Annotated in this window: 36 protein-coding genes and 1 pseudogene; 32 read left to right on the forward strand and 5 right to left on the reverse strand. The window is 46.9% G+C overall.

The window, feature by feature from the left end; genetic code table 11:
- The first annotated feature begins 170 nt into the window (after nucleotides 1-170).
- From NFS35_RS16075 to NFS35_RS16095, 5 genes are all read left to right on the forward strand, one after another.
- On the forward strand, nucleotides 171-443 hold the full coding sequence (locus NFS35_RS16075) for a hypothetical protein (RefSeq protein ID WP_251208144.1): 273 nt from the start codon (nucleotides 171-173) through the stop codon (nucleotides 441-443).
- 27 nt (nucleotides 444-470) lie between these two features.
- Nucleotides 471-767, forward strand: coding sequence for a hypothetical protein (locus NFS35_RS16080; RefSeq protein WP_251208145.1), 297 nt, complete (start codon nucleotides 471-473; stop codon nucleotides 765-767).
- Between the two features lie 283 nt (nucleotides 768-1,050).
- Complete coding sequence (locus tag NFS35_RS16085; RefSeq protein ID WP_251208146.1) at nucleotides 1,051-1,587, forward strand: hypothetical protein; 537 nt, start codon at nucleotides 1,051-1,053, stop codon at nucleotides 1,585-1,587.
- 183 nt (nucleotides 1,588-1,770) lie between these two features.
- The gene (locus tag NFS35_RS16090) at nucleotides 1,771-2,178 is read left to right on the forward strand and encodes a DUF4303 domain-containing protein (RefSeq protein ID WP_251208147.1); all 408 of its coding nucleotides are present in this window, start codon (nucleotides 1,771-1,773) and stop codon (nucleotides 2,176-2,178) included.
- Between the two features lie 197 nt (nucleotides 2,179-2,375).
- The gene (locus tag NFS35_RS16095) at nucleotides 2,376-4,061 is read left to right on the forward strand and encodes an AAA family ATPase (protein ID WP_251208148.1); all 1,686 of its coding nucleotides are present in this window, start codon (nucleotides 2,376-2,378) and stop codon (nucleotides 4,059-4,061) included.
- Between the two features lie 109 nt (nucleotides 4,062-4,170).
- Here the strand turns inward: NFS35_RS16095 and NFS35_RS16100 are convergent, their stop codons facing one another.
- On the reverse strand, nucleotides 4,171-4,311 hold the full coding sequence (locus NFS35_RS16100) for a thioredoxin domain-containing protein (protein WP_251208149.1): 141 nt from the start codon (nucleotides 4,309-4,311) through the stop codon (nucleotides 4,171-4,173).
- A gap of 283 nt (nucleotides 4,312-4,594) precedes the next feature.
- Here NFS35_RS16100 and NFS35_RS16105 point away from each other — a divergent pair, with 283 nt between their 5' ends.
- From NFS35_RS16105 to NFS35_RS16120, 4 genes and pseudogenes are all read left to right on the forward strand, one after another.
- Nucleotides 4,595-5,584 carry an SMI1/KNR4 family protein gene (locus tag NFS35_RS16105; protein ID WP_251208150.1) on the forward strand — a complete coding sequence of 330 codons (990 nt, stop codon included), beginning with the start codon at nucleotides 4,595-4,597 and terminating at the stop codon, nucleotides 5,582-5,584.
- 39 nt (nucleotides 5,585-5,623) lie between these two features.
- Nucleotides 5,624-6,127, forward strand: coding sequence for a hypothetical protein (locus NFS35_RS16110; RefSeq protein WP_251208151.1), 504 nt, complete (start codon nucleotides 5,624-5,626; stop codon nucleotides 6,125-6,127).
- Between the two features lie 199 nt (nucleotides 6,128-6,326).
- Nucleotides 6,327-6,977, forward strand: a complete 651-nt coding sequence (locus NFS35_RS16115; RefSeq protein WP_251208152.1) for an HAD family hydrolase — start codon at nucleotides 6,327-6,329, stop codon at nucleotides 6,975-6,977.
- A gap of 159 nt (nucleotides 6,978-7,136) precedes the next feature.
- Nucleotides 7,137-7,685 (forward strand): annotated as a pseudogene (locus tag NFS35_RS16120) (GNAT family N-acetyltransferase); the annotation flags it as partial.
- Between the two features lie 751 nt (nucleotides 7,686-8,436).
- Here the strand turns inward: NFS35_RS16120 and NFS35_RS16130 are convergent.
- The 3 genes from NFS35_RS16130 to NFS35_RS16140 are packed head-to-tail and all read right to left on the reverse strand — an operon-like array spanning nucleotide 8,437 to nucleotide 11,254.
- Nucleotides 8,437-10,155: a recombinase family protein gene (locus NFS35_RS16130; RefSeq protein WP_251208153.1), complete on the reverse strand. Its 1,719-nt coding sequence runs from the start codon at nucleotides 10,153-10,155 to the stop codon at nucleotides 8,437-8,439.
- Between the two features lie 25 nt (nucleotides 10,156-10,180).
- A complete protein-coding gene (locus tag NFS35_RS16135) occupies nucleotides 10,181-10,888 on the reverse strand; it encodes an HIRAN domain-containing protein (protein ID WP_251208154.1) in 708 nt (235 codons plus the stop codon).
- A gap of 27 nt (nucleotides 10,889-10,915) precedes the next feature.
- On the reverse strand, nucleotides 10,916-11,254 hold the full coding sequence (locus NFS35_RS16140) for a helix-turn-helix domain-containing protein (RefSeq protein WP_251208155.1): 339 nt from the start codon (nucleotides 11,252-11,254) through the stop codon (nucleotides 10,916-10,918).
- A 171-nt stretch (nucleotides 11,255-11,425) separates the two neighbouring features.
- Here NFS35_RS16140 and NFS35_RS16145 point away from each other — a divergent pair, with 171 nt between their 5' ends.
- Complete coding sequence (locus NFS35_RS16145) at nucleotides 11,426-11,665, forward strand: helix-turn-helix domain-containing protein (RefSeq protein WP_120410391.1); 240 nt, start codon at nucleotides 11,426-11,428, stop codon at nucleotides 11,663-11,665.
- A gap of 18 nt (nucleotides 11,666-11,683) precedes the next feature.
- Complete coding sequence (locus NFS35_RS16150) at nucleotides 11,684-11,857, forward strand: hypothetical protein (protein WP_251208156.1); 174 nt, start codon at nucleotides 11,684-11,686, stop codon at nucleotides 11,855-11,857.
- On the opposite strand, the gene NFS35_RS16155 is transcribed toward NFS35_RS16150, so the two are convergent.
- Nucleotides 11,854-12,069, reverse strand: coding sequence for a hypothetical protein (locus NFS35_RS16155; RefSeq protein ID WP_251208157.1), 216 nt, complete (start codon nucleotides 12,067-12,069; stop codon nucleotides 11,854-11,856). The genes NFS35_RS16150 and NFS35_RS16155 overlap by 4 nt on opposite strands.
- 75 nt (nucleotides 12,070-12,144) lie before the next feature.
- On the opposite strand from NFS35_RS16155, the gene NFS35_RS16160 reads away from it, so the two are divergent.
- The 21 genes from NFS35_RS16160 (at nucleotide 12,145) to NFS35_RS16260 (ending at nucleotide 24,263) form a co-directional block, all read left to right on the forward strand.
- Entirely contained in the window at nucleotides 12,145-12,483 is a 339-nt protein-coding gene (locus NFS35_RS16160) for a nucleoside triphosphate pyrophosphohydrolase family protein (RefSeq protein WP_251208158.1), read from the forward strand.
- Nucleotides 12,476-12,673 (forward strand): hypothetical protein, encoded by a 198-nt coding sequence (locus NFS35_RS16165; RefSeq protein ID WP_251208159.1) that lies wholly within the window; start codon nucleotides 12,476-12,478, stop codon nucleotides 12,671-12,673. The genes NFS35_RS16160 and NFS35_RS16165 overlap by 8 nt, the downstream gene beginning before the upstream one ends.
- Nucleotides 12,674-12,685: 12 nt before the next feature.
- Nucleotides 12,686-12,937 (forward strand): hypothetical protein, encoded by a 252-nt coding sequence (locus NFS35_RS16170; protein WP_251208160.1) that lies wholly within the window; start codon nucleotides 12,686-12,688, stop codon nucleotides 12,935-12,937.
- The gene (locus tag NFS35_RS16175; RefSeq protein ID WP_251208161.1) at nucleotides 12,909-13,343 is read left to right on the forward strand and encodes a phage N-6-adenine-methyltransferase; all 435 of its coding nucleotides are present in this window, start codon (nucleotides 12,909-12,911) and stop codon (nucleotides 13,341-13,343) included. Before NFS35_RS16170 ends, NFS35_RS16175 begins: the two co-directional genes overlap by 29 nt.
- A 39-nt stretch (nucleotides 13,344-13,382) precedes the next feature.
- Nucleotides 13,383-13,868, forward strand: a complete 486-nt coding sequence (locus NFS35_RS16180; protein ID WP_251208162.1) for a hypothetical protein — start codon at nucleotides 13,383-13,385, stop codon at nucleotides 13,866-13,868.
- Nucleotides 13,865-14,647, forward strand: coding sequence for an adenine nucleotide alpha hydrolase family protein (locus tag NFS35_RS16185; RefSeq protein ID WP_251208163.1), 783 nt, complete (start codon nucleotides 13,865-13,867; stop codon nucleotides 14,645-14,647). The genes NFS35_RS16180 and NFS35_RS16185 overlap by 4 nt, the downstream gene beginning before the upstream one ends.
- Entirely contained in the window at nucleotides 14,644-15,144 is a 501-nt protein-coding gene (locus NFS35_RS16190) for a helix-turn-helix domain-containing protein (protein WP_251208164.1), read from the forward strand. The genes NFS35_RS16185 and NFS35_RS16190 overlap by 4 nt, the downstream gene beginning before the upstream one ends.
- 14 nt (nucleotides 15,145-15,158) lie before the next feature.
- On the forward strand, nucleotides 15,159-15,371 hold the full coding sequence (locus NFS35_RS16195) for a hypothetical protein (protein ID WP_251208165.1): 213 nt from the start codon (nucleotides 15,159-15,161) through the stop codon (nucleotides 15,369-15,371).
- A 24-nt stretch (nucleotides 15,372-15,395) separates the two neighbouring features.
- Nucleotides 15,396-16,388 (forward strand): DUF6273 domain-containing protein, encoded by a 993-nt coding sequence (locus NFS35_RS16200; RefSeq protein ID WP_251208166.1) that lies wholly within the window; start codon nucleotides 15,396-15,398, stop codon nucleotides 16,386-16,388.
- Nucleotides 16,389-16,433: 45 nt separating this feature from the next.
- Nucleotides 16,434-17,129 carry a DNA methyltransferase gene (locus tag NFS35_RS16205; protein ID WP_251208167.1) on the forward strand — a complete coding sequence of 232 codons (696 nt, stop codon included), beginning with the start codon at nucleotides 16,434-16,436 and terminating at the stop codon, nucleotides 17,127-17,129.
- Nucleotides 17,130-17,133: 4 nt separating this feature from the next.
- Nucleotides 17,134-17,409, forward strand: coding sequence for a hypothetical protein (locus NFS35_RS16210; protein ID WP_251208168.1), 276 nt, complete (start codon nucleotides 17,134-17,136; stop codon nucleotides 17,407-17,409).
- A gap of 24 nt (nucleotides 17,410-17,433) precedes the next feature.
- Entirely contained in the window at nucleotides 17,434-17,760 is a 327-nt protein-coding gene (locus tag NFS35_RS16215) for a hypothetical protein (protein WP_251208169.1), read from the forward strand.
- Between the two features lie 16 nt (nucleotides 17,761-17,776).
- The gene (locus NFS35_RS16220) at nucleotides 17,777-18,130 is read left to right on the forward strand and encodes a hypothetical protein (RefSeq protein WP_251208170.1); all 354 of its coding nucleotides are present in this window, start codon (nucleotides 17,777-17,779) and stop codon (nucleotides 18,128-18,130) included.
- Nucleotides 18,131-18,290: 160 nt separating this feature from the next.
- Nucleotides 18,291-18,659: a hypothetical protein gene (locus tag NFS35_RS16225; protein ID WP_251208171.1), complete on the forward strand. Its 369-nt coding sequence runs from the start codon at nucleotides 18,291-18,293 to the stop codon at nucleotides 18,657-18,659.
- An 85-nt stretch (nucleotides 18,660-18,744) separates the two neighbouring features.
- On the forward strand, nucleotides 18,745-19,449 hold the full coding sequence (locus NFS35_RS16230; protein WP_251208172.1) for a lytic transglycosylase domain-containing protein: 705 nt from the start codon (nucleotides 18,745-18,747) through the stop codon (nucleotides 19,447-19,449).
- Between the two features lie 90 nt (nucleotides 19,450-19,539).
- A complete protein-coding gene (locus tag NFS35_RS16235) occupies nucleotides 19,540-20,469 on the forward strand; it encodes a rolling circle replication-associated protein (RefSeq protein WP_251208173.1) in 930 nt (309 codons plus the stop codon).
- Complete coding sequence (locus NFS35_RS16240; protein WP_251208174.1) at nucleotides 20,463-21,221, forward strand: hypothetical protein; 759 nt, start codon at nucleotides 20,463-20,465, stop codon at nucleotides 21,219-21,221. Before NFS35_RS16235 ends, NFS35_RS16240 begins: the two co-directional genes overlap by 7 nt.
- Nucleotides 21,222-21,242: 21 nt before the next feature.
- Nucleotides 21,243-21,587, forward strand: a complete 345-nt coding sequence (locus tag NFS35_RS16245; RefSeq protein ID WP_251208175.1) for a hypothetical protein — start codon at nucleotides 21,243-21,245, stop codon at nucleotides 21,585-21,587.
- A 1-nt stretch (nucleotide 21,588) separates the two neighbouring features.
- Nucleotides 21,589-21,912 carry an HNH endonuclease gene (locus NFS35_RS16250; RefSeq protein WP_251208176.1) on the forward strand — a complete coding sequence of 108 codons (324 nt, stop codon included), beginning with the start codon at nucleotides 21,589-21,591 and terminating at the stop codon, nucleotides 21,910-21,912.
- Nucleotides 21,913-22,046: 134 nt separating this feature from the next.
- Nucleotides 22,047-22,433: a hypothetical protein gene (locus tag NFS35_RS16255; protein ID WP_251208177.1), complete on the forward strand. Its 387-nt coding sequence runs from the start codon at nucleotides 22,047-22,049 to the stop codon at nucleotides 22,431-22,433.
- A gap of 18 nt (nucleotides 22,434-22,451) precedes the next feature.
- Entirely contained in the window at nucleotides 22,452-24,263 is a 1,812-nt protein-coding gene (locus tag NFS35_RS16260; RefSeq protein WP_251208178.1) for a terminase large subunit, read from the forward strand.
- Nucleotides 24,264-24,362 lie beyond the last annotated feature (99 nt).

The following is a 24,362-nucleotide window of genomic DNA, read 5'->3' on the forward strand; positions in this document are numbered from 1 at the left end:
CCGGAATCTGCTGAGCACAGATTTCTTCGAAGCCTGCCTGACAGCGGATTTCCAGGAACTGGAGAGCACGGACAGCAGAAGCTGGAAGGTGCCGGGGGAACATCTATTATGGCGGCTAGACAGGAATCGAAGCGTATCTCCAGGGGATTGAAAAAGCCTCCATCGCGCTGGTGAGCCTGATTGTCTATTCCGTCATTATCGGCAGAATGAATTTCTGGCTGCTTCTGCTCCTGGCGGCGGTGACAGGGGGAAGCCTGACAGCCAATGTCCACGCCAACCGCAGGGGCGCCAGACATGAGGAGCAATATATCAAGGCCAGCCAGGGATTCGAGTATCTGAAACGGGAAGTCCTGGCTCCTGCAAACGGCAAGGACATCCGGATTTACCACATGTGGGGATGGTTTCAGGAAGAATTCAGGAAAATGACGGAATCGTTGGCCTAAAGGGCTCTGTACAAGGACGCGCCTTTCGTGGTGCTGGATGAGCCCACTGCGGCCTTAGATCCCATCAGCGAGGCGGAAGTCTACACCGGGTTCCATGAGATGGTGAAGGACAAGACCAGCATCTACATCTCCCACCGCATGGCAAGCTGCCGGTTCTGCGATGACATTGCCGTATTCGAAGACAGACAGATAGTAGAGAGGGGCAGCCATGAGGAACTTCTGGAAAAGCAGGGGCAGTATGCAAAAATGTGGCAGGCCAAAGCAATTTTCAATCATATCACAAATGCAGGACGGGTCAATCGGGCAGTCAAACATGGTTTTTGATATAGCCCGTTTGGATTCCGTCCTCTCTTCATTGTACAATGCGTTTTTTCCGGGGAGCTTATGATTCTTTTGTCGTCGCCTGTTTACAGGGGCTTTTTCCTATGTTACAATAAATTATACAGTTAAAATTTCCGGGTAATCTGACTACATGATACCAGCCATATATGTTTAGCCAATACAGTATGGTGAGTTCTGGCGTTATGTAGTATAACTCCCTTTTCGGAATTGTGTACCCGCTGAAATTGGGTTAATAAATATACATTGCATGGAGAAATTAGGAAGAATGGGCAAAACAGTGACAGATTCGAATGAAGCGTTTATTGACAGTTTGAAGATTGAGGATGTGCCGTGGGGCAGACTGACCACCGCATACGGGCGGGCAGGGGATCTTCCGGAATACCTTGCCATACTTGGCGGGATGGAGGATCGTGAAGAGATGGAAGATGCTTTCGGGGAGATTGCAGACTGCATCGAGCATCAGGGGACATTGTGGCATTCCACACCGTTTGCGCTGATTTTCCTTGTGCGCATTTACCGGGAGGCGGAAAAGCGGGAGGGATGCGATGATGCCGACTGGCTTGTGGAGGAGCTGGAGGACTTGTTTTTCCTGATTGCCACATGCTTCCACGACTATCAGGAGCTGGCGGAAGACGAACCCCTGCCCCTGTTTGCGGACATGCTCAGGGAAGAATATCTCTGGCCGGAAGATTTCAGCGAGGAAGAGGAAGAGACCCTCTGGGCAGAAGGCCCCTATGAGGGGGATTTATTTGCAAGCATCTATCATTACTCTTATGAACTGGTGAAAGAATTTGATCAGTAGGACGATGAGATGGCCTGATCAAGGGAACAAAGATACTACAAAAAGAAAGTGATTAGTAGGACGATGAGATGGGCTTGATTAAGGGAATAAAGACACTACAAAAAGAAAGTGATTAGCAGGACGATGAGATGGCCTGATCGAGGGAACGAAGACACTACAAAAAGAAAGGTTGGATGATCAGAGATGGAACAATTTTTCGCAGATTTACAGCCCACCATTGAGAACGCGGTACGGCACGCGATGGAGAAGATTCATCGGGAAATCGGGAAGGAGCACATCTACAGTGCGGCCTTGGTCACCGACAGTGATTGCATTACCCTTTTCCTGGCAGTGAATACCGAGGAGGCCCTGGCAAGGCGGGACGAATCGGATCGAACGCCGGAGTATCTGGCGGAGTTGCGGAAGTACTGGCCCGAGGAACTGGTGAGCCGGGTGGCGGACGGCTCTTTCAGCCTGAACCGCTATATTCCCGACGAGTGGGGCTATTCAGATGGGACTGACAGTGAACTCAATCAGGTGAGCCGGCAGCTCTACGACCAGGAAGACTATGGGGAGATTTATCCTCGATATTCCGAATATTGGAAGTCCTGAATTCGAAATCACAAAGCTGATAGAAGAGTATTTGGGTAGGCAAGATCGATTTGATTTAACGGTAGAAGAATTTGAAACCATGCTTAACGCTTATTTTGTAATCGACAAAAAAGAAATAGTGGGACCGATGATACAGTATTTTTTGGTTTCTAAAAAGTAATGGACAGAGTCGGATGTATGCGAAAGGGGGCAGGACTATGGGCAGGCCTATTTCCATTGGGGCACAGAGTTTTGAATTTATTCGGAAAAACGAGTGTTTCTTTGTGGACAAAACAGATTTTATAAAAGAGTGGTGGGAGAATACGGACGCAGTCACATTGATTACCCGTCCCCGCCGTTTTGGAAAGACATTGAACCTGGACATGATGAACTGCTTTTTTTCCAGGACATACGAGGGACGGAGCGAACTGTTTGAGGGGCTGTCCATCTGGAAGGATGAGAAGTACCGAAAGCTCCAGGGAAGCTTTCCTGTCATTTTCCTGAGCTTTGCGGATATTAAGGGGCAGACCTTTGAGAAAACGAAACAGATGATTAAGTACTTACTTGAGAGATTGTACAGGGAGCATAATTATGTAAGGAACGGAAAGGGCATGGATGAAAAGGAGATGGAATTTTTCGATTCTGTTTCGTCCAGAATGCCGGATGATGTGGCTGTATTGGCGCTGAAATATCTGTCGGATTATATGGAACGTTATTATGGTCAGAAGGTCTTAATTTTCCTGGATGAATATGACACGCCGCTGCAGGAAGCCTATGTATATGGGTACTGGGAGGAATTGGTTGGTTTTATCAGGCAGATGTTCAACTCCGCTTTTAAGACCAATCCAAGTATGGAGCGGGCGATGATGACAGGCATCACCCGGGTAAGCAAAGAATCCATTTTTTCGGATTTGAATAATCTTACGGTAGTGACGACGACATCCGAGAAATACTGCACCCAGTTTGGATTTACAGAGGACGAGGTGTTCCAGGCGCTGGATCAGATGGGGATGTCGGAGCGTAAGGCGGATGTGAAGCAATGGTACGATGGCTTTACCTTTGGCAGTCAGCGGGATGTGTATAATCCATGGTCTATTACCAATTTTCTGGAGGAAAAAGAACTAAAGCCTTATTGGGCGAATTCCAGCTCCAACCGTCTGGTCAATCTGCTAATCCGGGAGGGGAACGCCCAGACCAAGACAATTATGGAGGATTTGATGAAGGGCGGTGTCCTGGAGACGGAGATTGACGAGGAAATTATTTTTGACCAGCTCCAGCGGAAATATGGGGCTGTCTGGAGCATGCTTTTGGCCAGCGGGTATCTGAAGGTAGTGGATCGAAAGTTTTCACAGGAGACAGGGGCATTCACCTACCATCTGGAATTGACTAACCGGGAAGTATATATGATGTTCCGAAATATGATCCGTGATTGGTTCAGCGGGGAGGACGTGCCATACAACGGGTTTATCAAGGCACTGCTTCTGGGGGATGTGAAGGCTATGAATCGTTTTATGAATAAGGTGGCCCTTGCCACATTCAGCTTTTTTGACACTGGCAGAAAACCATCGGAAGAAACAGAACCGGAGCGGTTCTATCATGGTTTTGTCTTAGGCTTGATGGTGGAACTGGCGGGAAGGTACCGCATCACCTCCAACCGGGAGAGCGGGTTCGGGCGCTATGATGTGATGCTGGAGCCCTGCAAAAAGGAGGATTCGGCCTTTGTGCTGGAATTCAAGGTGAGAGACCCGGAAGATGAGAAGACTTTGGCGGATACCGTGTCGGCTGCACTAGAGCAGATTGAAGAGAAAGCATATGATATGGAGCTGTTAGCCAGGGGGATTTCCCAGGAGCGGATCCGGCATTACGGATTTGCTTTTGAGGGGAAGACGGTGCTGATTGGCTGAGCAGTGAGGATGTAAGGTTTATACTGCATAACGCTGAATACTGCCTAATGTAATCATGCAATCCAACCGGTCAGCGTTATGCAGTCTGGTTTCATGGCAAGTGAAATCGTTAAGCAGTATAAATGGCGCCATGCCAGGACAGAAGGCGAAACTGTCGGGCATGGCTGTCCTCATAGGGAATCTGATGGCTCTTCAGCCAGTCCGCGGCCTTTTTGCAGGTGCTGCATTTCTGGTATTGTATGAATTGCATCTTTTTTCCTCCAATTGAGCCAAAGGGCGTGATTCGCCATGGCCAGCCTGTTTCCAAACCATTCCGGCAGCGCTTCAAGAACTTCTCTGGTATACGATGATTTTAAATCCCTGTTTTGGATTTCGATAATACGTATTTCATCTGACATGGAAAACATTGTAGTATAATTCTTAATGAAGTATCATATTCAGGACAAAATGATAAAACTGCCCTGAATGTGATTCTTCACAATTGTACCAAGACACGGGACTATTTTCCAAAGACAATGTACAAAGGAGATAAAATGGACTACAAAGTTTTCGTAGAATATGCATTTCAGAAACTGCATGAAAGAGGATGGCTTACGGAATTGATACCTTCTTCCATAACCGAAACAGATATTGCCGAATTTGAACAGGAGTACCTCATAGAGCTGCCTGTTATTTTGAAATTATACTTGATGTCATATAAACCTTCGGCGACTGACCTTGTGGGGGTGGTGTATGACGATGAGAATAAAGAAATCAAAATTGATACAATGGATTTTTATGACCTCACAGATGATATTTCCGACTGGTCAGAGAGCCTGGAATGTTTTCGGGAGGAATTTGAAGATTGCGAAACTCCTCTCCGAGAAGAAATCTATAAGAACTTGTTCCCGATTGGATATATGGACGGCTGGTATTGTTTAGATTTAAGCCAATCAGACGGCAAGGACTGTCCGGTTGTTTTTTTGGAATATGGAGGTTTTTGGGATTGCTATCGTGACTCAGATGGAATTTTACACGGTAAGTGCATCGCTTCCAGTTTTCGCACATTTTTGGAATGGTACTTTTGTGGTTCTTTGGAACATTATGCCGCCTGTATGGCCGAAGGATTCGTTATTGAATATGAAAAATGGTATTATGATTTCGGATGGAAATCCGTATTTGGGGAGGAAGATATCATGGAATTTAATGAAGATTTAGAACAATTTATTTTTGAGTTCAATGGACTGATTTTTGCCTGGGATGAAGAGCCTGGAGAAAATTATTTGGAACAGGTCAAAACATTATCTGAAAAATACAATGCACATCTAAATTTTATTGTAGAATTTATGATGCCTTATATTACGAAAGTGTTTGGTACGTTCAGTTTTGATGAGATCAAAGAAAAATTGGGCAAGCCTGTTATTGACTACGAGAATGGCCGGGTAAATTACTTTGAGCAATCATTTGATGATACACATATTTTTACATTTGAATTTTTGGATGATGAATTTGAGGATCTGCAGTATTTTTCAATAGATGGCTGAAGGGAACTGCCCATAGTGGAGAGGAATTGTAATAGTGATATGAGTGAAGAGCTGCAGAAACAATATTATCTGATTAGATTCAAGATTTTGCAGGAAACGTATTATGCTATTTGGTATACAGATGATATTGACGGGTTTCTGCTTGATAAGGACGGCATGTTAAGGTCGTTTCCGACCAAAGAGGAGGCGATGGTGTTTGCGCGGGAGGAGGGATTGCTGATTAATACGAAAGAAGATGAATTTCTTTTATCCTCAGCAATCCTTAGGAAAAAGAACATCAGAAAAATAAATTGCAGTCTTTTTTTGAATTACTGGAATCTGTTTTCAGATATAGCACATTCAATGAACTGTAAATTTATCGGTGATAGCAGGGAAGAGCATATTCGGCATATTTATGAAAAGCTGTTTTATGGATGCAATATCCTGCTAAAGGAAAATGAGGAACCTTATAGACCCAAATGGAGCAAGAAGGAAAAATGTCTGATTGCCAGTGTGATGAAAAATGGATTTAAGATTTTATCGAAAGGTCTGCACAAGAGCTGATGTTGGAAATATACAGGTCTGCGCATGTTTATTCGTAAATCTGGTATTTTATGATTTTTCAGGGGTCAGCTGCGATATACCCGTTTGGAAAGGGGGCTCAATGTAATTGATTATGAAATTGTGTGCAGATTTTCATTGTAATGGCTGGGATAATCCGTTATACTAAAACGGTCATAGTTTGGAAGCTGTGGAGGGTGAGATGCCAAAGGCTATTGTATTTGATTTAGGCGGAACCTTAATGGAATTTGCGGGAATGCCACTGAACTGGAGCGATTATTATATTGGTGGATTTGAAAAATTGAATGAACTTTTGAAATTGAATTTATCAGAAAATGATATACAAGAATCTGCGAATAAATTAAAATCATATAATCCTCGTACCAGTAAGAGAGAATATGAAATAAAGCCAGAGGTTATTTTTAATGATATTATTTCAAACTGGGGAGAAAAAACTGATACAAACAAAGTAATAGGACTATTTTTTGAAAGCTTGCGCTTAAAGGCAAATATATATGAATATTCTACAGAATTGTTAAAGAAATGTCGAAATTCGGGCTTCAAAATAGCCTGTTTAACAGATTTGCCCAATGGAATGCCTGACTATATTTTCAAACCTGCAATAGAAAATATTCTTCCCTATTTTGATTTATATGTATCATCACAAATATGTGGTGTAAGAAAGCCCAATAAAGGTGGAATATGCTACATAGCAGATGCATTTGAAATTCGGGAAGCAGAGATATTGTTTGTCGGTGATGAAGAAAAGGACTTTTTAACATCTTTGAATGCTGGATGTGATTTTGTTTATATCAATGATTTCCTAATAAATGAAAAAACACTTCATTTATAAGGACGAATTCCAGTTGAAAAATCGTCAGGTGAGTGCAAATTCAGTAATCATATGTATGAACATGCAATTATGTCAAATTTTAAGCAGTGGGAGCATTTTTCCGAAAAGGAAACAAAACAGAATGAACGCTGTGTACAGTTTTTTGGCAAGAGGTGACGGATGGTGAATATAACTCAGGATAAAATCAGAATAAGAACGATGGTTCCCGACGATTCTGCCGTTTTGCTCAAATGGATGACGGATATGCGTGTCCTGGAGTTCTATGAGGGGAGAGACAAGCGGTATACGGAAGAATTGATTTACCAGCATTTTTTTGAAGAAGATTCGGAAGATGACAATGGTGCCGCGATGAAAGTCATCCTGGAATATGAAGGGGATCCCATTGGATACGGACAGATTTATCCCATAACTGACGAAGGCTGTGAAGAATATGAATATGATAATCGGAACGAGACCGTATACGGCATGGATCAGTTCATCGGAGAGCCTGATTACTGGGACAGAGGAATCGGGACAGAATACTTGAAGCTTGTCTTACAGTTCCTGCGGGAAGAAAAACAGGCCGACGCCGTCATCATGGATCCCCACCAGGATAACGTGAGGGCGATTAAATGTTATCAGAAAGCCGGATTCCGCATCATAAAAAGCTTGCCTGAGCATGAGCTGCACGAGGGCATAATGAGAGACTGCTATCTTATGGAGTACCGCTTCAGGAACAATGACAAGAATGTTCATCCAGTCCGTTTGAGTATGGAAAATATGAGTTTCGGAGAATGACAGATGAACAATCAACTTTCATTGCGCAAAATACTCTTGTCACTTGTTGGAGATTGTTATTGTGAATGACATCTGTTTTAAAGGAAAAAGAAATATAGATTGGGACGAAGTTGAATAGTATAAGAAACATGATAAAAATGCAAAATATGGCTGGTATCGGTATGATTCCGGATTTGCAATACCAGTTTTTGATGAAAATAATGATGTTTTGCGATATAATGTATTTCATGCGGAGTTGGTGATAAGGCATTCTGAAAATGGAAAGCTGTATTTATATGATATTATAAGCATAAAAAAAGAAACGAGCACCCCGTTTGAGCATAATACTGTACGGTAAAAAACCCATCTCTTTTAAAAATTATACGACAGAAAGGAAAGAAAGTCAAGAGAAATGTATAATGAAATTAATTTTGATAAAATAGATATAAATGCAGAACCGCCTACAGAGGAACCAGCCAGGCAGTACTACTTTATAGCAAGATGCCGTAAATGGGTTCGAGATTTCGAAAAGAAAAACGGCCGTTGCCCCAGTTTTTTTACGAAAACATTCGGTTGTCAGATGAATACCGAACACGAGATTGAAAAAGCCGCTTAAACGCGGCTTTTTTGTTTAGGGTAGAAATATAAGGGCAGAGGGTTAAAACGGGCAGGACGGGGCGCAGGGGAGCGCAGACGGGGCGTTTTACACGGCGTCGTCGTCCTGATAGATAAAGCGGTTGCGAAGTCCGTTCTTGAATACAATTTCGACGGGATCCCCGTCCCTTACCGTGATATGATCCACAATCATATTGACGAAATTCTTCAGGACGAGGGCGTCAACGGACGCGGCAAAGTCTGAATAGACGATATGATCCGCACCTTGCAGACGGTAGGACAAAAGGAACGACGAAGCAGAGTTCACAAACGACAGTTCCGCCGCCGCCGAATATGATTCATCGGTCAGGGCGTCGGCGATCTTGTTATTGATACGCGTCAGTCGTTCCGTAAGTTCGGAACGGGTGGAAAGATATTCCGCTTCGGACATGGCGTCATCATCGAAAAGATACGCTTTTTTCAGACGGTCGAGGGCGCGGGACAGTCTGGCGGATTCCGCACGAAGTCCTGACAGTTCAGGCGCGTCCTTTTTATCGGAATCTGGCGGAGCGGGAATATATGTCACACCGGAGCCGGGCGCAATCGTTCCCCGGATCGCCTGATAGATAATATCAAGATCGGACGGATCAATATAGCGGATCCGCGAAAATTCGTCCCCGGATAACAATATCCGTTCCAGATCGGCGGGAGTTCCTATTTTGGCGCGGCTTTTTGTCGCCTGAACCAGATTCCGAACATAATTGAAAAAGAACGCCCCGATAATGACATCAGACGCCCCGGACGCGTCACAAGCGCGGTATGTACGCCGGGACGTACAAACATATAATGACGGCTGAAAACCGTTCAAACGCTTCTTGTCAAGGCGGCTGACCTGAAAGGACGCGCCGCAGTAGGCGCATTTTAATATCCCACCAGTAAATATATGGACGTGTTTCTTTATATGCGGGTTTTTATGAATGTCGTGTTTTTCGGCGTTGTCTTTTATGATAGCGTTCACGCGATCCCAAAGATCAGGATCCACAAGCGGGGGAAACACGCCGGGCAGATAGACGACTTCGTTTTCCGGCTTTTTCATTCCACGCGCGGATCCGCGATAGTTATATCTGTAATCGCCTTTATTCATGGGATTTTTCAGGAAATTCAGGATCGTTGTTGTCGTCCATTTACCGCCGCGCTTCGTCTGGATATCATTGTCATAACAATAATCGCGGACTTTTGCCGTCGAATGTGTTTCATCATACACGCGATAGAGAGTCCGAGCCTTTTCCAGTTCGACGGGATCGTGTTCCGGGAATTCCGTTTCGGGGTTCCATTTCCACCCGAACGGCATGCGCGCCCCGTTCCATTTCCCGGACATGGCACGGTCGAGCATTACGCCGATGACGCGTTCAGACGTCAGTTTTCGTTCCAGTTCCGCAAAAACAAGAATGATTTTCAGGACGGCTTCGCCGATTGCGGACGAAGTGTCAAACTGTTCATTTAAGGATATGAAAGTCACGCGGTATTTTTTGAATTCGTCATACATCACGGAAAAGTCAACCAGATTCCGGGATATGCGGTCAATCTTATAAACGACGACGTGGGATATTTCCCCGGCGCGGATCTTTTTCATCATGCGGAGGAACGCCGGGCGGTCGGTATTTTTGCCGGACTTCCCGGCGTCCTCAAACAGTTCTGTCTTTTCGGCGTGTAAGATATGCTTACAATATGCCGACAGTTCTTTCTTCTGGAACGGCAGGGAATCCTTGTCGATCTGATACCCGGTAGAAACGCGGGTATATAATGCAACTATTTTCTGTTCATTCATGGTTTGATTCCTTTTCAAAAAAATATCATTGTTTCAGGTTGCGCCGTTTCCTGATTCCGAAATATAGGCAGACGCCGCCGATCAGAAGTCCGACGAATCCGGTAAAAATATCGGTCGGAAAATTACCGACGCCGCCGATCAGGAACAGGACGCCGATCACGATCAGGGCGATCGAAGCCGCGCCGCCCTTTTTCTTTTCAGGAGCGGCAGCAGGGGACGGGGCAGATCCAGAATAAGCAGATCCGATAGCAGGGGACGACGTGGCAGAAGGAGGAACAGGCGCGACTTCTGGTTCCTGTTCTGCCTGACGTGTGTATATGTAAAGATCGGCAAAAAGTTCGCAGGAATCTTTTTCAACCTTTAATTTGTCGTCATCCTCATAAAGACGTTTATACTTACCGCCGCCGATCTCAACCTTTACATGGTCAAAGTCGGGAGATTTTAGCAAATTCTTTACATGACTGCAGGAGCCGCGTTTGACATACCCGATCAGAATTCCTTTAACTTCAACACGAACGGCGTTCGGATCATGTTCGTTCGTGGGTTCTGGAACAAGTGAAGCGTTGCAATCATCGAAAGAATATTCAAACACGCGATCGCCGACGTCGTATGTTTCGGAAAGTTCCTTCACGGACAACAAATAATCGTCGTTTTCATAAGCAATATCTTTCATTATGGAATCTGAATAATGAGAAACGCCCGCAACTTGAAATTTTTCTTTTTTGTAATTCATAAAAACGCATCCTTTCTTGAATATAGTTTAATATGTATCATCCAGACCGAGAGAACGAAGGAACATATTCCGTTCGCCGTCTGATAATAACCTGAAACGCATTATAATTTGACGTTCAAGCGGGGAAAGCAAAATTTCTTCGTTATCAGAAGCGGGGTTCGCGCTATCTTCCCAACCCATAAGAAAACCGGGAGAACAACGAAGAACGCGGGAAAGTGCTTCTATTTTATCAATACCCATGTTTTGAATATCGCCGCTTTCATATCTCGAAACGGTTCCTTCCGAAACGCCTAACGCCTTTGCGACTTGTTTCAAAGTTAGATTTAATTCCAGACGTCGCCGCTTTATTATCTCTTGAACACTCACAATTACACCACCTTTCATATATCAATGAACACATCAATAATATAATAAAACTTGCAAAAATGCAATAAAAACTTACGGAAAAGAAAAAAACTTGTTGACAATGCAAGTTTATGTGCTATTATACATAATATAAAGACTTGCGTATCCGCAAGAAGAAAGGAGAAAAATAACATGGTAGATATCAAAGAAATTAAAGCACAGTTGAAGCGGGCGGGAATGACACAAACGGAACTTGCAAGAAGCGTTGAAATGGATCCTTCTACACTGAACAGAAAGATCAATAATTCAGAAGGCGAAACGCTGACCGTAAAAGAAGCGACACAGATTGCGGAAACGCTAAAAATTCCGCGTGATATGCTGACAAATATTTTTTTTGCTTCAAGACTTGCGGAAACGCAAGTTACAGCATAAAAGAAAGGGGTTCAGGCTATGAAAAGAGTAGTCCATTACAAAACATCAAAAAAGACAGTAATTAACATTATGGCGTCCGGGTTGACAAGGGACGAGATCGGACAGATCGAAGAACTGATCCGGAGTATGGCAAGAAAAAGAAGCCACGGAAAACGCCCGCAGCTTCTTTATGATCTGGTTTTTAATGATTAGTCAAAATCTGGAACGTGTTCAATTTCTTCATAGTCTGTACGGAAATCAGGCATTGAGGACTTGAAGCCGGACGCGGAAAGGGCGGCGGGGATAATTTCGCCTTCATCATCGTCGGGATCAAGAATTGATAATTGAACGTATTCCATGCCGTCCGCTTCTAATTCTTTTGCAAGATTAAGTAGAGCGGAAACGGGTACAACAATATTTTCCATGAACAATACCGCCTTTCATTTTCTTTTCATCATATCACAAGGGCGGCAGCAGGACAAGAAGGAGAGGATCAAACCATGACAGCCACAGAGAAAAAACAGAGGGAATGCCTTCAGAAAATCATAAACGGCGATATCCCGGAAATGGATATTTCAATCAGATATGAAACCGAAAGCGTCAGCGGGCAGCAGACGCCGACGTGTCCGCAGGATGTATTCAGGAACGCCGTTCAGACATGGGGCAAGGAAGCACAAACGGACATGATGATCGAGGAAATGGCAGACGTCCGGATCATGCTTGCACAAATGGAAATCATATTCCAGAACGCCGGGGAAGTAGAACAGAGATTCAGGGAAAAGATCTCGCGGTTAGATCAGAGACTGCAGGAAAGACGGGGAGGGGCGGCGCATGAATAAAGAAAAGGACGTCCGGATCTGTCCGGTATGCGAAAGAGAAGTCGAACGGTCGGAAATGAATTTCACAAAGGATTGTCACGGGATCCCGTTCCGGCTTGTGTGTTGGGAATGTTACTTGAAACTTATGGAAAAAGGTTACGACGGGGAATATTACGACGAATCAGACGAACAGATCGAAGATGATTATTAAAAGGCGGGGAACATGAGCGAACAGGGGAACGGAAAGCCGTTAGAAATCGGAATATCAGTCGATCGGGCGACGGCAGAGGAAGCCCTGCGGATCCTGAACTGGTATTTTGACGAACGCCCGGATCAATATCTGATCCAGAAGCCGCGAACGGTCTATGACAGCGAGGGGAACGCCCGGACGACAGTTCGATATCTGATAAAGCAAAGAGAACAGGCAGAAAGCGAGGAATCAAACCATGATAAACAAGGCACTATTCAGCAGTAAAACGGATCAGTGGGCGACGCCGCAGGACTTTTTCGCAGAACTGGATCAGGAATTTCATTTCGATCTGGATCCATGCGCGGACGAATCAAACCACAAGACGCCGGAATATTTCACGAAAGAGCAGGACGGACTTCTTCAGGATTGGAGCGGGCGGCGCGTGTTCTGCAATCCGCCGTATGGTCGCGCGATCGCGGCATGGGTAGAAAAGGCATACAGAGAGGGGACAAAGGACGGAACGATCGTCGTTATGCTGATCCCGGCGCGGACTGACACACGGTATTTTCACGATTTTATTCTACATAGATCGGAAATCAGGTTCGTTCCGGGGCGGTTGAAGTTTGGGGGGGCGTCGCAAAGTGCGCCGTTTCCGTCTATGGTCGTAATATTCCGGGGCGCGGGTATGTAGAGCGACGACGGCAGCAGGACAGGAAAGGATCAAACCATTATGAAGGTATCTGAATTTTTGAAAAAAGTCGGGACTATCGAACGCGCGGAAATCTGGATCGAATTCAAGGCAAATAAAAAGGACACAGATCCGGATCTTGAACGCCTGACAGAGAACACGCCGGAGGAAAAGGCAGATCAGACTATCGAACGCGCGTCGGGATATACAGTTCAGGAAATAAACGTAAATGAAAACGCCGTGATAATTTCGGCGGTAAAGATCGAAAGACGTCCGCCGAAGCCAAAGCCTGAAAAGAAGCAGGACGAAAGGCGGGAGGAACAAAAACAGGCAATCGCGGAGGAATTGGAACGTCTGGATCAGGCGGTCGCGGTTCTGATAGAAACGATCGTCGCCCCGCTTCGTCGTCCAGGGCGGAGGGAGAACGGAAAGCGCGGCGGGATTCTGGCAGCATTAAAGAGCGCGCGGGCAGCAGTCCGCCGGATCCTGACGCGGATATTCAAGAGAACAGGAGCGGGCGGGATGTGAAAAATATAATTTCATGGAGTGGAGGAAAAGACAGTACTACAACCGTAATTCTTGCACACGAACACAATATAAAAATAGATCACATTATCTTTTGCGAAGTTATGTTTGACAAAAAGACAACGGGAGAAATGCCGGAAAAAATGGAATTCGTGAAAAATAAGGCGAAGCCGCTTTTTGAAGAATGGGGGTATCAGGTAGATATTTTACATTATCCAAAAACGTACATAGATATATTTTTTCAAATACGGACAAAAAGAAGTAAATGGAGCGGGAAAAGGATCGGTTTTCCTATGGCGGGAAAATGTTATATGAACGCCGCAAAACGCGAACCTATAAAGAAATTTTATAGAGAAATAGGGGAGGAATACACGGACTATGTAGGGATAGCGGTAGACGAACCGGAACGATTAGTAAAAATGAAACAAAGGAACGCCGCGAAGGGATTAAATCAGGTTTCACTATTGGAAAAGTACGGATATACGGAAGAAATGGCAATGCAAAAATGCCGCGAATACGATCTGGTTTCCCCGGTTTATAAATACTCAAAGCGTGACGGATGTTGGTTTTGCCCTAACGCGAGGAAAGATGAACTGCGGCATTTAAGAAAATACCATCCTGATTTATGGAATAAGTTGATCGAATTGGAAAAAGAAGAAAACCTTGCGGGGGAAATATGGAATACAAGAAACGGTATAAGTATGAGAGATAATGAAAGATTTTTCGCGCAAGAAGAACAGCAAATGACGATTTTTGATTTTATAAAGGGGGCGGCGGAATGAATATCGGGGAGCGTATAAAGCGATACCGGAAAGAAAAGCGGATGACACAGAAGGAAGTCGCCGATCGCGCCGGGGTTACGGCGGTATCGGTTTCAAGGTGGGAAAGCGGGACGCGGGATCCGACATTCCGGGACGTTGAAAAGATCGCGGCGGCGTTGGGCGTCACTATGGAAGAATTGACACGGGAACCAAAGCGCGGAACAGGACTTCGGAAAATTATTGACGGGAAACTATACGACACGGAATCCGCCCCGATCCTGTTCGAGTTCAGACGGAAATATCAGGATCCGTTAAATCCGTTATTTTTCGGTAAAAATATGGTTCATGTCGAATGGGAGGACGCACAGTATCTAAAAACAGAACGGGGCGCGTATTTGTATTATTGCCCGAAACGGAAAGACCTTCAGGTCGTGACGGAAAGAGAGGTCAAAGACACGATCCGGAAACTGGACGCCGACGCATATATACGGATATTCGGTCAGGTAGAGGAAGGATAAAGGAGGGAAAGCGGTTGAAAGTGGCAGTTATAGCAACAATTATTTTAGTCGTATTATTCGGCGGCGTGGCATATTTAGCCGCCGCAGGGACGCTGATTATATACGCGTTAGGGAATAACAAGGCAACAAAGGGAAAAAGAACTTTTTTCGGGATTTTGGGCGCGGTTATGTTTTGGAGCGCAATATATACAGTCGTCCAGATTATCAAAATCAAAAATGGAATCTAATTTCAAGAAAGAGAGGATCAGACAATGGGAAGCAGTTTAGTTGATTTATTCAGATCGGAAACGGAATTCGACGTCAAGGCGTCGGAAATGTACGGACTTATGAGGGAAGCCGCAAAAGCGGAATTTCTTCTGAACGCGGTTAAATGTGACGTACCGCACACATACGCCCGTCAGATTGCCACGGGCGAAAAAGAGGACGCGCCGTTCATCATGGCGGGGATTGATTTATCGCCCGTGAAAGACTGGACGCCGGGGCAGCAGGACGACGTTCAGGGGATGACAACAGAACAGGAAACGAACGCGCTAAAAGAAGCAACAAAAGAACTTGCGAAATTATCGGCAGCAGGACGGGACGTCAGGTCGGGATCCGGATCCGTCGGTATTATCAGGAAGCACGAACAGCGCGTCGAATGGATCGACATTCAGGACATTATCAGGAAAGGAAACGCGCCCGTATCACTTCCGCCCGGAACAGAAATCAATTTCACATTAAAGAACGGGGATCCGGCGTCGGTCGTCGTGGTGGGCGTGGATCATTACGAAAAAGGGGACTGCGTGTTCTGGTTCCGCCGGATCGTCGGTCGGCACTGTATGAACAGGGACGACACGAACGAAGGGCGTTTTCCTGATTCAGACATGAACGCGTATTTGAACGATGAAGTATTCGCCCTGCTGCCTGATGATTTACAGTCCGTGATCGCAGTACATAAAACAGTCCAGAAAACGGCGGACGATGATATCGAAACGGAAGGACGCCTGTTCCTTATGTCAGTATATGAGGGACGCGGATCGAATGATTGGGCGGAATATAACGGAATCGACAAACAGTTCCCGTTTTTCGAGGAACGCAGGAACCGTGTCGCATATGACGAGGACGGGGATCCTGTCTGGTACTGGACTGCCGATCCGTCCGCCGCGAACGCGACGTCCTTTTGCAGTTTCGACGACGGCGGCCACAGCTACCGCGTCGACGCGTCCAACGACGGCGGCGTCGCCCCGCTATTCGTCATCAAATAATCAGGAATCGCGCCGCCCGGCAGCGGCGGCGAAAGGCGGGGAAATATGTTAGACTTCGGATTTTACAATATGGACTGCAACGTCGCCCTGCCGGAGTTCCCGGACAATTATTTCGATCTGGCGGTCGTGGATCCGCCGTATGGGATAAAGGTTTTCGCAAAGGACAACGCGTCCCGGTCGAAACTGGCAACGTCAAAAGCCTATAAGGAATACGCGGGCGGCGATCAGGTCGCCCCGGATCCTGAATATTTCGCACAACTGAAACGGATATCGAAAAATCAGATCATTTTCGGCGCGAATCATTTCATGGATAACATTGTCGCGGGGTTCGGCGGCGTGTCGTCCCCGTGTTGGATCGTATGGGACAAACAGAACGGGCAGAACGACTTCGCGGACGGGGAACTTGCTTTCACGTCATTTCAGACCGCCGTTCGGATATTCCGGTTTACATGGGCGGGTATGCGGCAGGGGAACATGAGGGAAAAGGAAATCCGCATACATCCGACGCAAAAACCCGTCGCCCTTTATGACTGGATATTTGCAAATTATACGCAGCGCGGGCAAAAGATAATAGATACACACGTCGGATCCGCGTCGTCCCTGATAGCGGCACACAAGGCGGGACTGCAGTTCGTTGGTTTTGAACTGGATCGGGAATATTACAAAGACGCCGCCGCCCGGTATGAGCGGGAAACGGCGCAGATATCAATATTTGACTTTTTAGAACAGAAGGGAGAATGAAAGCATGGAAAAACAGGTCGTAAAACTGGAATCATTATTGACGGTCATTTCCCCGGCGCAGATCGTCCGGATCATGGACGAAACACTGACGCCGACGGGAAACTTCGTCGATCCTGACGAAATAACAGCGTTCAAGGGAACGGCGGCGAAAGCGTTTCGGGAGTATGCCGGGAAAGGCGCAACGATCAAACACATATCGCCGGAGGTAGAGCGGGAAACAGGCGCAGCGCGCGGACGTTATATAATGCACGTCTATATATATCAGGATCCGGCGCGGTAAGCGAAAAGAGAGGATCAAACCATAATGAGATTATCGGAACAGTTAAAAGTCATAGCGACGACGGACAGGATCCGGATCATTCAAGGGGAACACGGGAACCGGGAACCACAATTTGATCCAAACGTCAAAATTCTATATTGCGGGTATATGGGATCGTTGGAATATGCGGAAAACAAAACGGAATTTCTGGCGCGGGATCCGGAAGTCGCCCGAATGGTCGCACATATGGAAGTCCGTCACAAGGAATTCAGGGAACGCGGGTTATTCCCGCCGTATGAGCCGGAGATCACGCGGATGTATGAATTTAAGGATCTGACGGTTTTCCTATACTATGACATTTATATTCAGTAACGGGAAAGACGGAACGATGAAACAGGAACCGACAGCCGCAACAATGGCAGGGATTTATAAATTATTGGATATGGAACTGTCAGACGTAAACGCGGATATTATACGGGTTCAGGAGAACGCAGCGGCGGAAATGATATCAGAAACGGCGGACGGGATTCTGGACGAATTAAAAAGGGTATTTATAAAAATGCAGGACGTCTGGATATACGGCGACGGTTCCGATCAGGATCCGGAAACGATACACGCCTGTATGACTGAAATATACAGAGCGGGGATCCAGATCGCCGGAATGTCGGTCAGACTGGCAGCAATCACAAGACACGGGATTATCCAGTCGGAACCACTGAAAAGAATAGACGGCGGATATTAAGAGGGCGCGGACATGGAAAAACAGGTTGAAAATTTAAGGGCGGAACTTCTGGAAATAGGGATCAGGACAGATCAGGATCTGCGGGACGCAATCAGGAACCTTCCGCCGCTGAAATTACATATTATGACGGGCGTTATCAGGAAGCAGAAAGGGGCGGGAAATGGATCTGAAAGGGAATGTAATATATGCGGTTGATTTTGACGGGACATTATCATTCGGGAGGTTTCCCGGCGTCGGGGATCCGAACGATAATCTGTTCCGGTTCCTGAAAGCAGAAAAGGAGCGCGGGGCGCGCCTGATCCTGAATACTTGCAGGACAGGGGACGATCTGGCGGTCGCGGTGGAGTATTGCCGGGATCACGGACTGGAATTTGAATTCGTAAACGAGAATTTACCGGAACTGATCGAACTGTACGGCGGCGACACGCGCAAGATAAACGCGGATTTTTACATAGACGACAAAGCCGTGAACCCGATCGCCGGACATTTTACCGTCGTTCCGGCGGGGTTCAATTTCAAAAAGGAATAAAAAAGGATCCCGGCGAAAGGCGAGGAGCCGTAACGCCGGGATCCGAAGAATCAAACCATATTTATTATACCAAAGGGCGGGGAATATGTCAAAACGGAGAATCAGGGACAGAAAGAAAAGAATCAGGAGAATAAAGAGGATCCGGCGCGGGATCTTATCAGGAACGGCGGTCGTATCGGTTGCGGCGGTCGTGATTATCGCATATCAGGCAGTCACGACGGAACCGGATAAAACGCCGGAGCCGATCGCGGTCATCCAGACGGAGCCGATCGCGCCGGAAATACATATTGAAACAGGAAAAGCAGAGGAAACGCCGCGCACATATCAGGACGTCGATTTTGTCCCGCTGCCTGTCCCGATGACGGACGCAGATCAGGAAATTGTTTTCGGTATCTGTCAGGAATACGGCGTCGCGTTCCCGCTTGTCATGGCAATTATAGAACACGAATCACATTTTGACAGGACGGCGCGTTCACAGACCGGGGATTCCGGGTATATGCAGATAAACGACTGCAACGCGGAACGCCTGTCTGATTTAGGGTTTTCGGATCTGTATGATCTGGAACAGAACGTCGGCGCGGGCGTTTATATCCTGAAAGAATTGTTTTCAAGGTATGAGGGCGACGCGACATTCGTTCTTATGGCATATAACGCGGGGGAAAAAGGCGCGCGGGACATGAGGGAATCAGGAATCTATGAAACGGAATACACGGTCGAAATTTTGGAGCGGGCGGAAGCCTTTTCTTCATATATAGATAACGCCGCAATAAGAAGAACGCGTGTTCGATAGAATGGCAGAGGGGCAGGGCGGCTTCCCGTCCTTGTAATGGGTATTAAGATATCAACCATTTTATATAGAACGCATATCAGGGGGCGGATTATGGGATCGAGAAAAAAATATATAGATGATTATGATTTTGAGGAATCATATAAAAAATCATTGGAGGATATGGAGCAGGAACAGATCGATCGTTACCTGAAAGAGAACAGGGCGGGGATCGCATATCAGACAAAGACGACAAAAGCGGGGGAACAACTGGAAGCGGATATATACCCGGTATTCGGCAGCAGGAAAGACGCGCCCCGGACAAAGAGGGGGAAAGAGAGCCGCCCGGCACAAAAGAACCTGAACAGCAAAAGGGCAAAGCGGTATCTGAATAATTTAGTTAGTGCAAATTTCGGGGAAGGGGATCTATGGTGTACGTTCACATATGACGACGCACACCTTCCGGCGGATCAGGATGAAGCGAATCGGATATTCGGGAATTTCATCAGGAGGATAAACAGGCGGAGGAAAAAGGCGGGAATGGATAATGTGAAATACATATGTGTGACGGAGTATCAGGAGGAGGAAGGGAAAAAGACGCGTTGTCATCATCACGTCATTATGTCCGGGGATGTGAACCGGGACGAATTAGAAAAGATATGGGGGCAGGGAAAGAGGAACCAGACGCGCCGGATCGATCCGGATCCTGATACACATATCGCAGGGATCGTGAATTATATCAGCAAGGATCCAAAAGGGCGGAAGCGATGGAGGGCGTCAAAGAACCTAAAAAAGCCGATAGTGACGAAATCCGTCTGTCGGTTCGGGAAAAGGACAGCGGAGCGCATGGCGACAGACCGGGCATATCTGGAAAGCAGGATCAAAAAATCATATCCCGGTTATAAATTCATAGACGCGGAAGTCAGGGTAAACGATATCAACGGCGGATTCTACATATACGCCCGAATGGTTCGGGATCGAAGGAGCCGACGAGGATATAAAGCAAATTCAGGAAAAGAAAAAAGGAGGATCAAACAATGCTAACTATCACAACAAACAAGACGGAGATCAAAGGGATCGCCGATCGGAGTATCAGGGAACGGACGCTTCCGATCACGGACTTCTGGACGAAGCGGATCATCAATCTGTTAGGCGCGCCGGATTCTGACAAGAAAGAAATCATGCACAATCTGACAGAGGGCAGGGCGGGGACGACAGACGCGGAACGGGAAGTCACATTCACGGCGGGCGGCGTGGCGGCGGTTCGGGTAAAGGTCACAATCAGGATCGGGCAGCAGTCAGGCTTCGATTGTTTCATCCTGACGATCCGGGACGTTATGGAAATCCGGGGCGGGGAAAACTTAGAACCGGAACCGGAACAGGAGAGGGAACCGGAAGTCGTCGGTATGCCAAACGCGCCCGCCGTCCGGGTAATAACAAAACAGATCGGATTCTGTAAGTATTGCGGACAGTCGCGGATCATTGAAGCACCGGAAGGATTTTCCGCCGCCGACTTGAACGAACAGGCTTCGGACGAGTGCGACTGCGACGAAGCGCGGCGTCAGAGGGAACGCCGGGCGAAAATGGAAGCGGCGGGGATGTGGGCGCAGAATATGTTCAGCAAAGAGAACGGACAGCTTCAGACCGTGTTATGTGCGATCCGTTCCACGTTCGAGGGTTCGATCGATTACGTCACAATCAAGATCGGCAAGAAAACGCACAAGATAGACACGGATTCCGACGGGATGATCCGGATCCGTTCCACGTTCAGGGACAGCAACGAAGAAACATTTTGACGGAGAGGGGGCGGCGGAATCGTGAAGCGTTATTTTCTGGATTACAACGAAAGACAGATTGTTCACGCGGCGGTCAGAATGGATTCACGCGCGGGGATGACGTCGCCCTTTTCAAAGCGGGCAGCGGAAGCAATCAGGAAAGCGAAGGACGATATGGACGTCGGGGAAATAGATCCGGGCGTCCGTGGCGTCATCATCGAAAAGATATATCAGTCTATCGCATATAGTCAGCCGTGGGAACACATGGGGGAAACATATTGTTATCGCGGGCAGTTCTACCAGTACCGGAAACAATTCTGCTATCTGATAGCGGATTATATGGGATTGATAGACGCAAGGCGGCAGCAGAGGAAAGGGGGCGGATAGAATGGCGAAAGATTGGGCGGAATGGTTTTATCAGTCGCAAGCGTGGAAGAATACGCGGGCGGCGTACATCGTATACGCGGGCGGATATTGTGAGCGTTGCCGCCGTGAGGTTGAGCGGGGGAAGCGATCACTGGCAGACATGAAGCCGATCAAGATAGTTCATCACAAAATATATTTAACGCCGGAGAATATAAACGATCCGACGGTCAGTCTTTCATTCGACAATCTGGAAGGAGTGTGTGAGGAACACCACAACAGGGAACACAAAGCGGGAAAAGGAAAAAGATATCGCTTCGACGAACGCGGTCAGCCTGTCCCGCTATGAGCATATATGCAACGCGGCGCAGACCGTCCCCCCGGTATGCGCTATCTGGCGGCGGCTTTTGGAACCGAGGGTGGGACTGTCAAAAAACGCTGCATTGCGCGCACATATAGGGGGGTTAGGAGGAACTTCAATAAATGGCGGAAAAAAAGACCACTATTTCGGGCGATACGGAAATATTGACCGAAGCGAACATCAAGAAAGAGTTTAACGCGATCCGGCGGATGTTCAAGTCTATCAAAGACGACGACGCGGACAAAATGAAACTGATAGAACGTATCATCGAGGAAGTCGCGTTCCAGAAAGTCGCTATGAAAGCGGCAAAGGCGGACATGATCCTTCACGGACTGCAGACGACGACGAAAAACGCGTCACAGAAATTTGTCAAAGAAAACCCGGCAGTCCAGACATACGAAAAATACGCCCGCGCCTACACGTCGAACATGAAGGCGTTGATCGATATGTTACCGCCGAAACAGAAAAAAGAGGTTTCACGGGTTATGCAGCTTCGCGGGGACAGTTAGAGAAAGAGAGGGAAAAGAGTGAAAGGAAAAAATGTGATAGGGAAAATATTTAAGAGAAAAAGAGAGAGGGTGAAAGATATGAGGGCGGAAGCGAAAAAAAGCAGAACGCCGGAAAAAGACAATTATATTTTTCGGTATTACGACGCGATCCGGCGAATTAAGCGCGGGGAAAAAGTCGGGGGCGTCAGGGCAGCAGGGGAATATATTCACGACATTTTCCGGATCCTGACGAATGGGATCCGGTCAGGGGAATATTTTTTTGACAAGAAAAAAGCGGATAGGGCGATACGGTTCATTGAAAATTTTTGTCATCATTCAGAGGGACGCGCGGATCTGCTAAAGTTGGAATTATGGCAGAAAGCCGTCGTTTCCGCGATATTCGGAATCATGGATCCGGATCGCCCGGACTGCAGAATGTTCCGGGAAGTCCTGCTGATTGTCGCCCGAAAAAACGGTAAAACACTATTAGCGGCGGCGATAATGGCATACATGGCATACATAGACGGAGAATATGGAGCGAAATTATATTGCCTTGCGCCAAAACTGGATCAAGCGGAACTATGTTTCGACGCATTTTATCAGATCGTCCAGGCGGACGACGAACTGAACAAAATCACAAAGAAACGGCGTTCGGACATATACATTCAGGACTTTAACACGTCCGTGAAAAAGATCGCGTTCAATTCCAAAAAGTCCGACGGATTCAACGTCTATTTCTGTCTGAATGACGAGATCGAAGCGTGGCGCGGGGATTCAGGACTAAAACAGTACGAAGTTATTTCGTCGGCGACTGGCAGCAGGGCGCAGCCGCTTATCATGTCAACAGGGACGGCGGGGTATGAGAACGAAGGGATCTATGACGAACTGATCCGCCGGGCGACGGCATTTCTGAAAGGGCGGTCGATCGGAAAAGAAAAAGAGCGGCGGCTTCTCCCGTTCCTGTTCATCATAGACGACGTGGAAAAATGGGACACGCGGGAGGAAATCGAAAAATCAAACCCAAATCTGGACGTGTCCGTTTTATGGCAGTATTACGAGGAACAGATCGCGATCGCACATTCGAGCCTGTCGAAAAAGGCGGAATTCCTGACAAAATTCTGTAACATCAAACAGAATTCGGCGATCGCATGGTTGGATATGCAGGACGTGGAAAAAGCGGCAAGGAAAGACGAAGCGGGGATCGCGGTTTCACTCTCGCTTAGTGATTTTTGGGGATGTTACTGCGTCGGTGGGATTGACTTATCAAGGACAACGGATTTGACGGCGGCGGGCGTCGTCATAGAGCGCGGCGGCGTGAATTATTGTCTGGTACAATTTTTCATGCCACAAAAGCGTTATGAGGTCGCAATCGACGAAGAGGGCGTCGCCTATAATATTTTCCGGGAACAAGGATTCTTGACGATAAGCGGGGAAAATACGGTCGATTATCACGACGTTTTCAAGTGGTTTTTCGATCTGGTAAAGGTTTATAAAATAAAGCCGCTGAAAGTAGGATATGACAGATATTCAGCGCAGTATCTGGTTCAGGAAATGAAAGACGCAGGGTTCCATATGGACGACGTGTATCAGGGAACAAACCTGACGCCGATCCTGATAGAGTTCGAGGGGAATTTGAAGGACGGGCGGATCGTAACCGGGGACAATGGACTGTTGCAGTCGCACCTGTTAAACGTCGCCGTTGATATCAACATGAACGATTCCAGAATGAAGCCTGTTAAGATTGACAGGCGGTCACACATAGACGGAGCGGTCGCACTGTTCGACGCCTTCACAGTCAAAGCAAAATATCACAACGAAATAGGGCGGCTTTTGGAAAACAGGGGCAAATGATTATAGAAACAGATATCCCGGCAGCAGGGCGAATAAATTTCGTCATTCTGTCGGGGTTTCGTTTTGTATGATAGTCCATGATAGGACAGAAAGACGCAC

It is taken from the genome of Acetatifactor aquisgranensis (genome assembly GCF_943193215.1).
Classification (GTDB): Bacteria; Bacillota; Clostridia; order Lachnospirales; family Lachnospiraceae; genus Acetatifactor; species Acetatifactor aquisgranensis.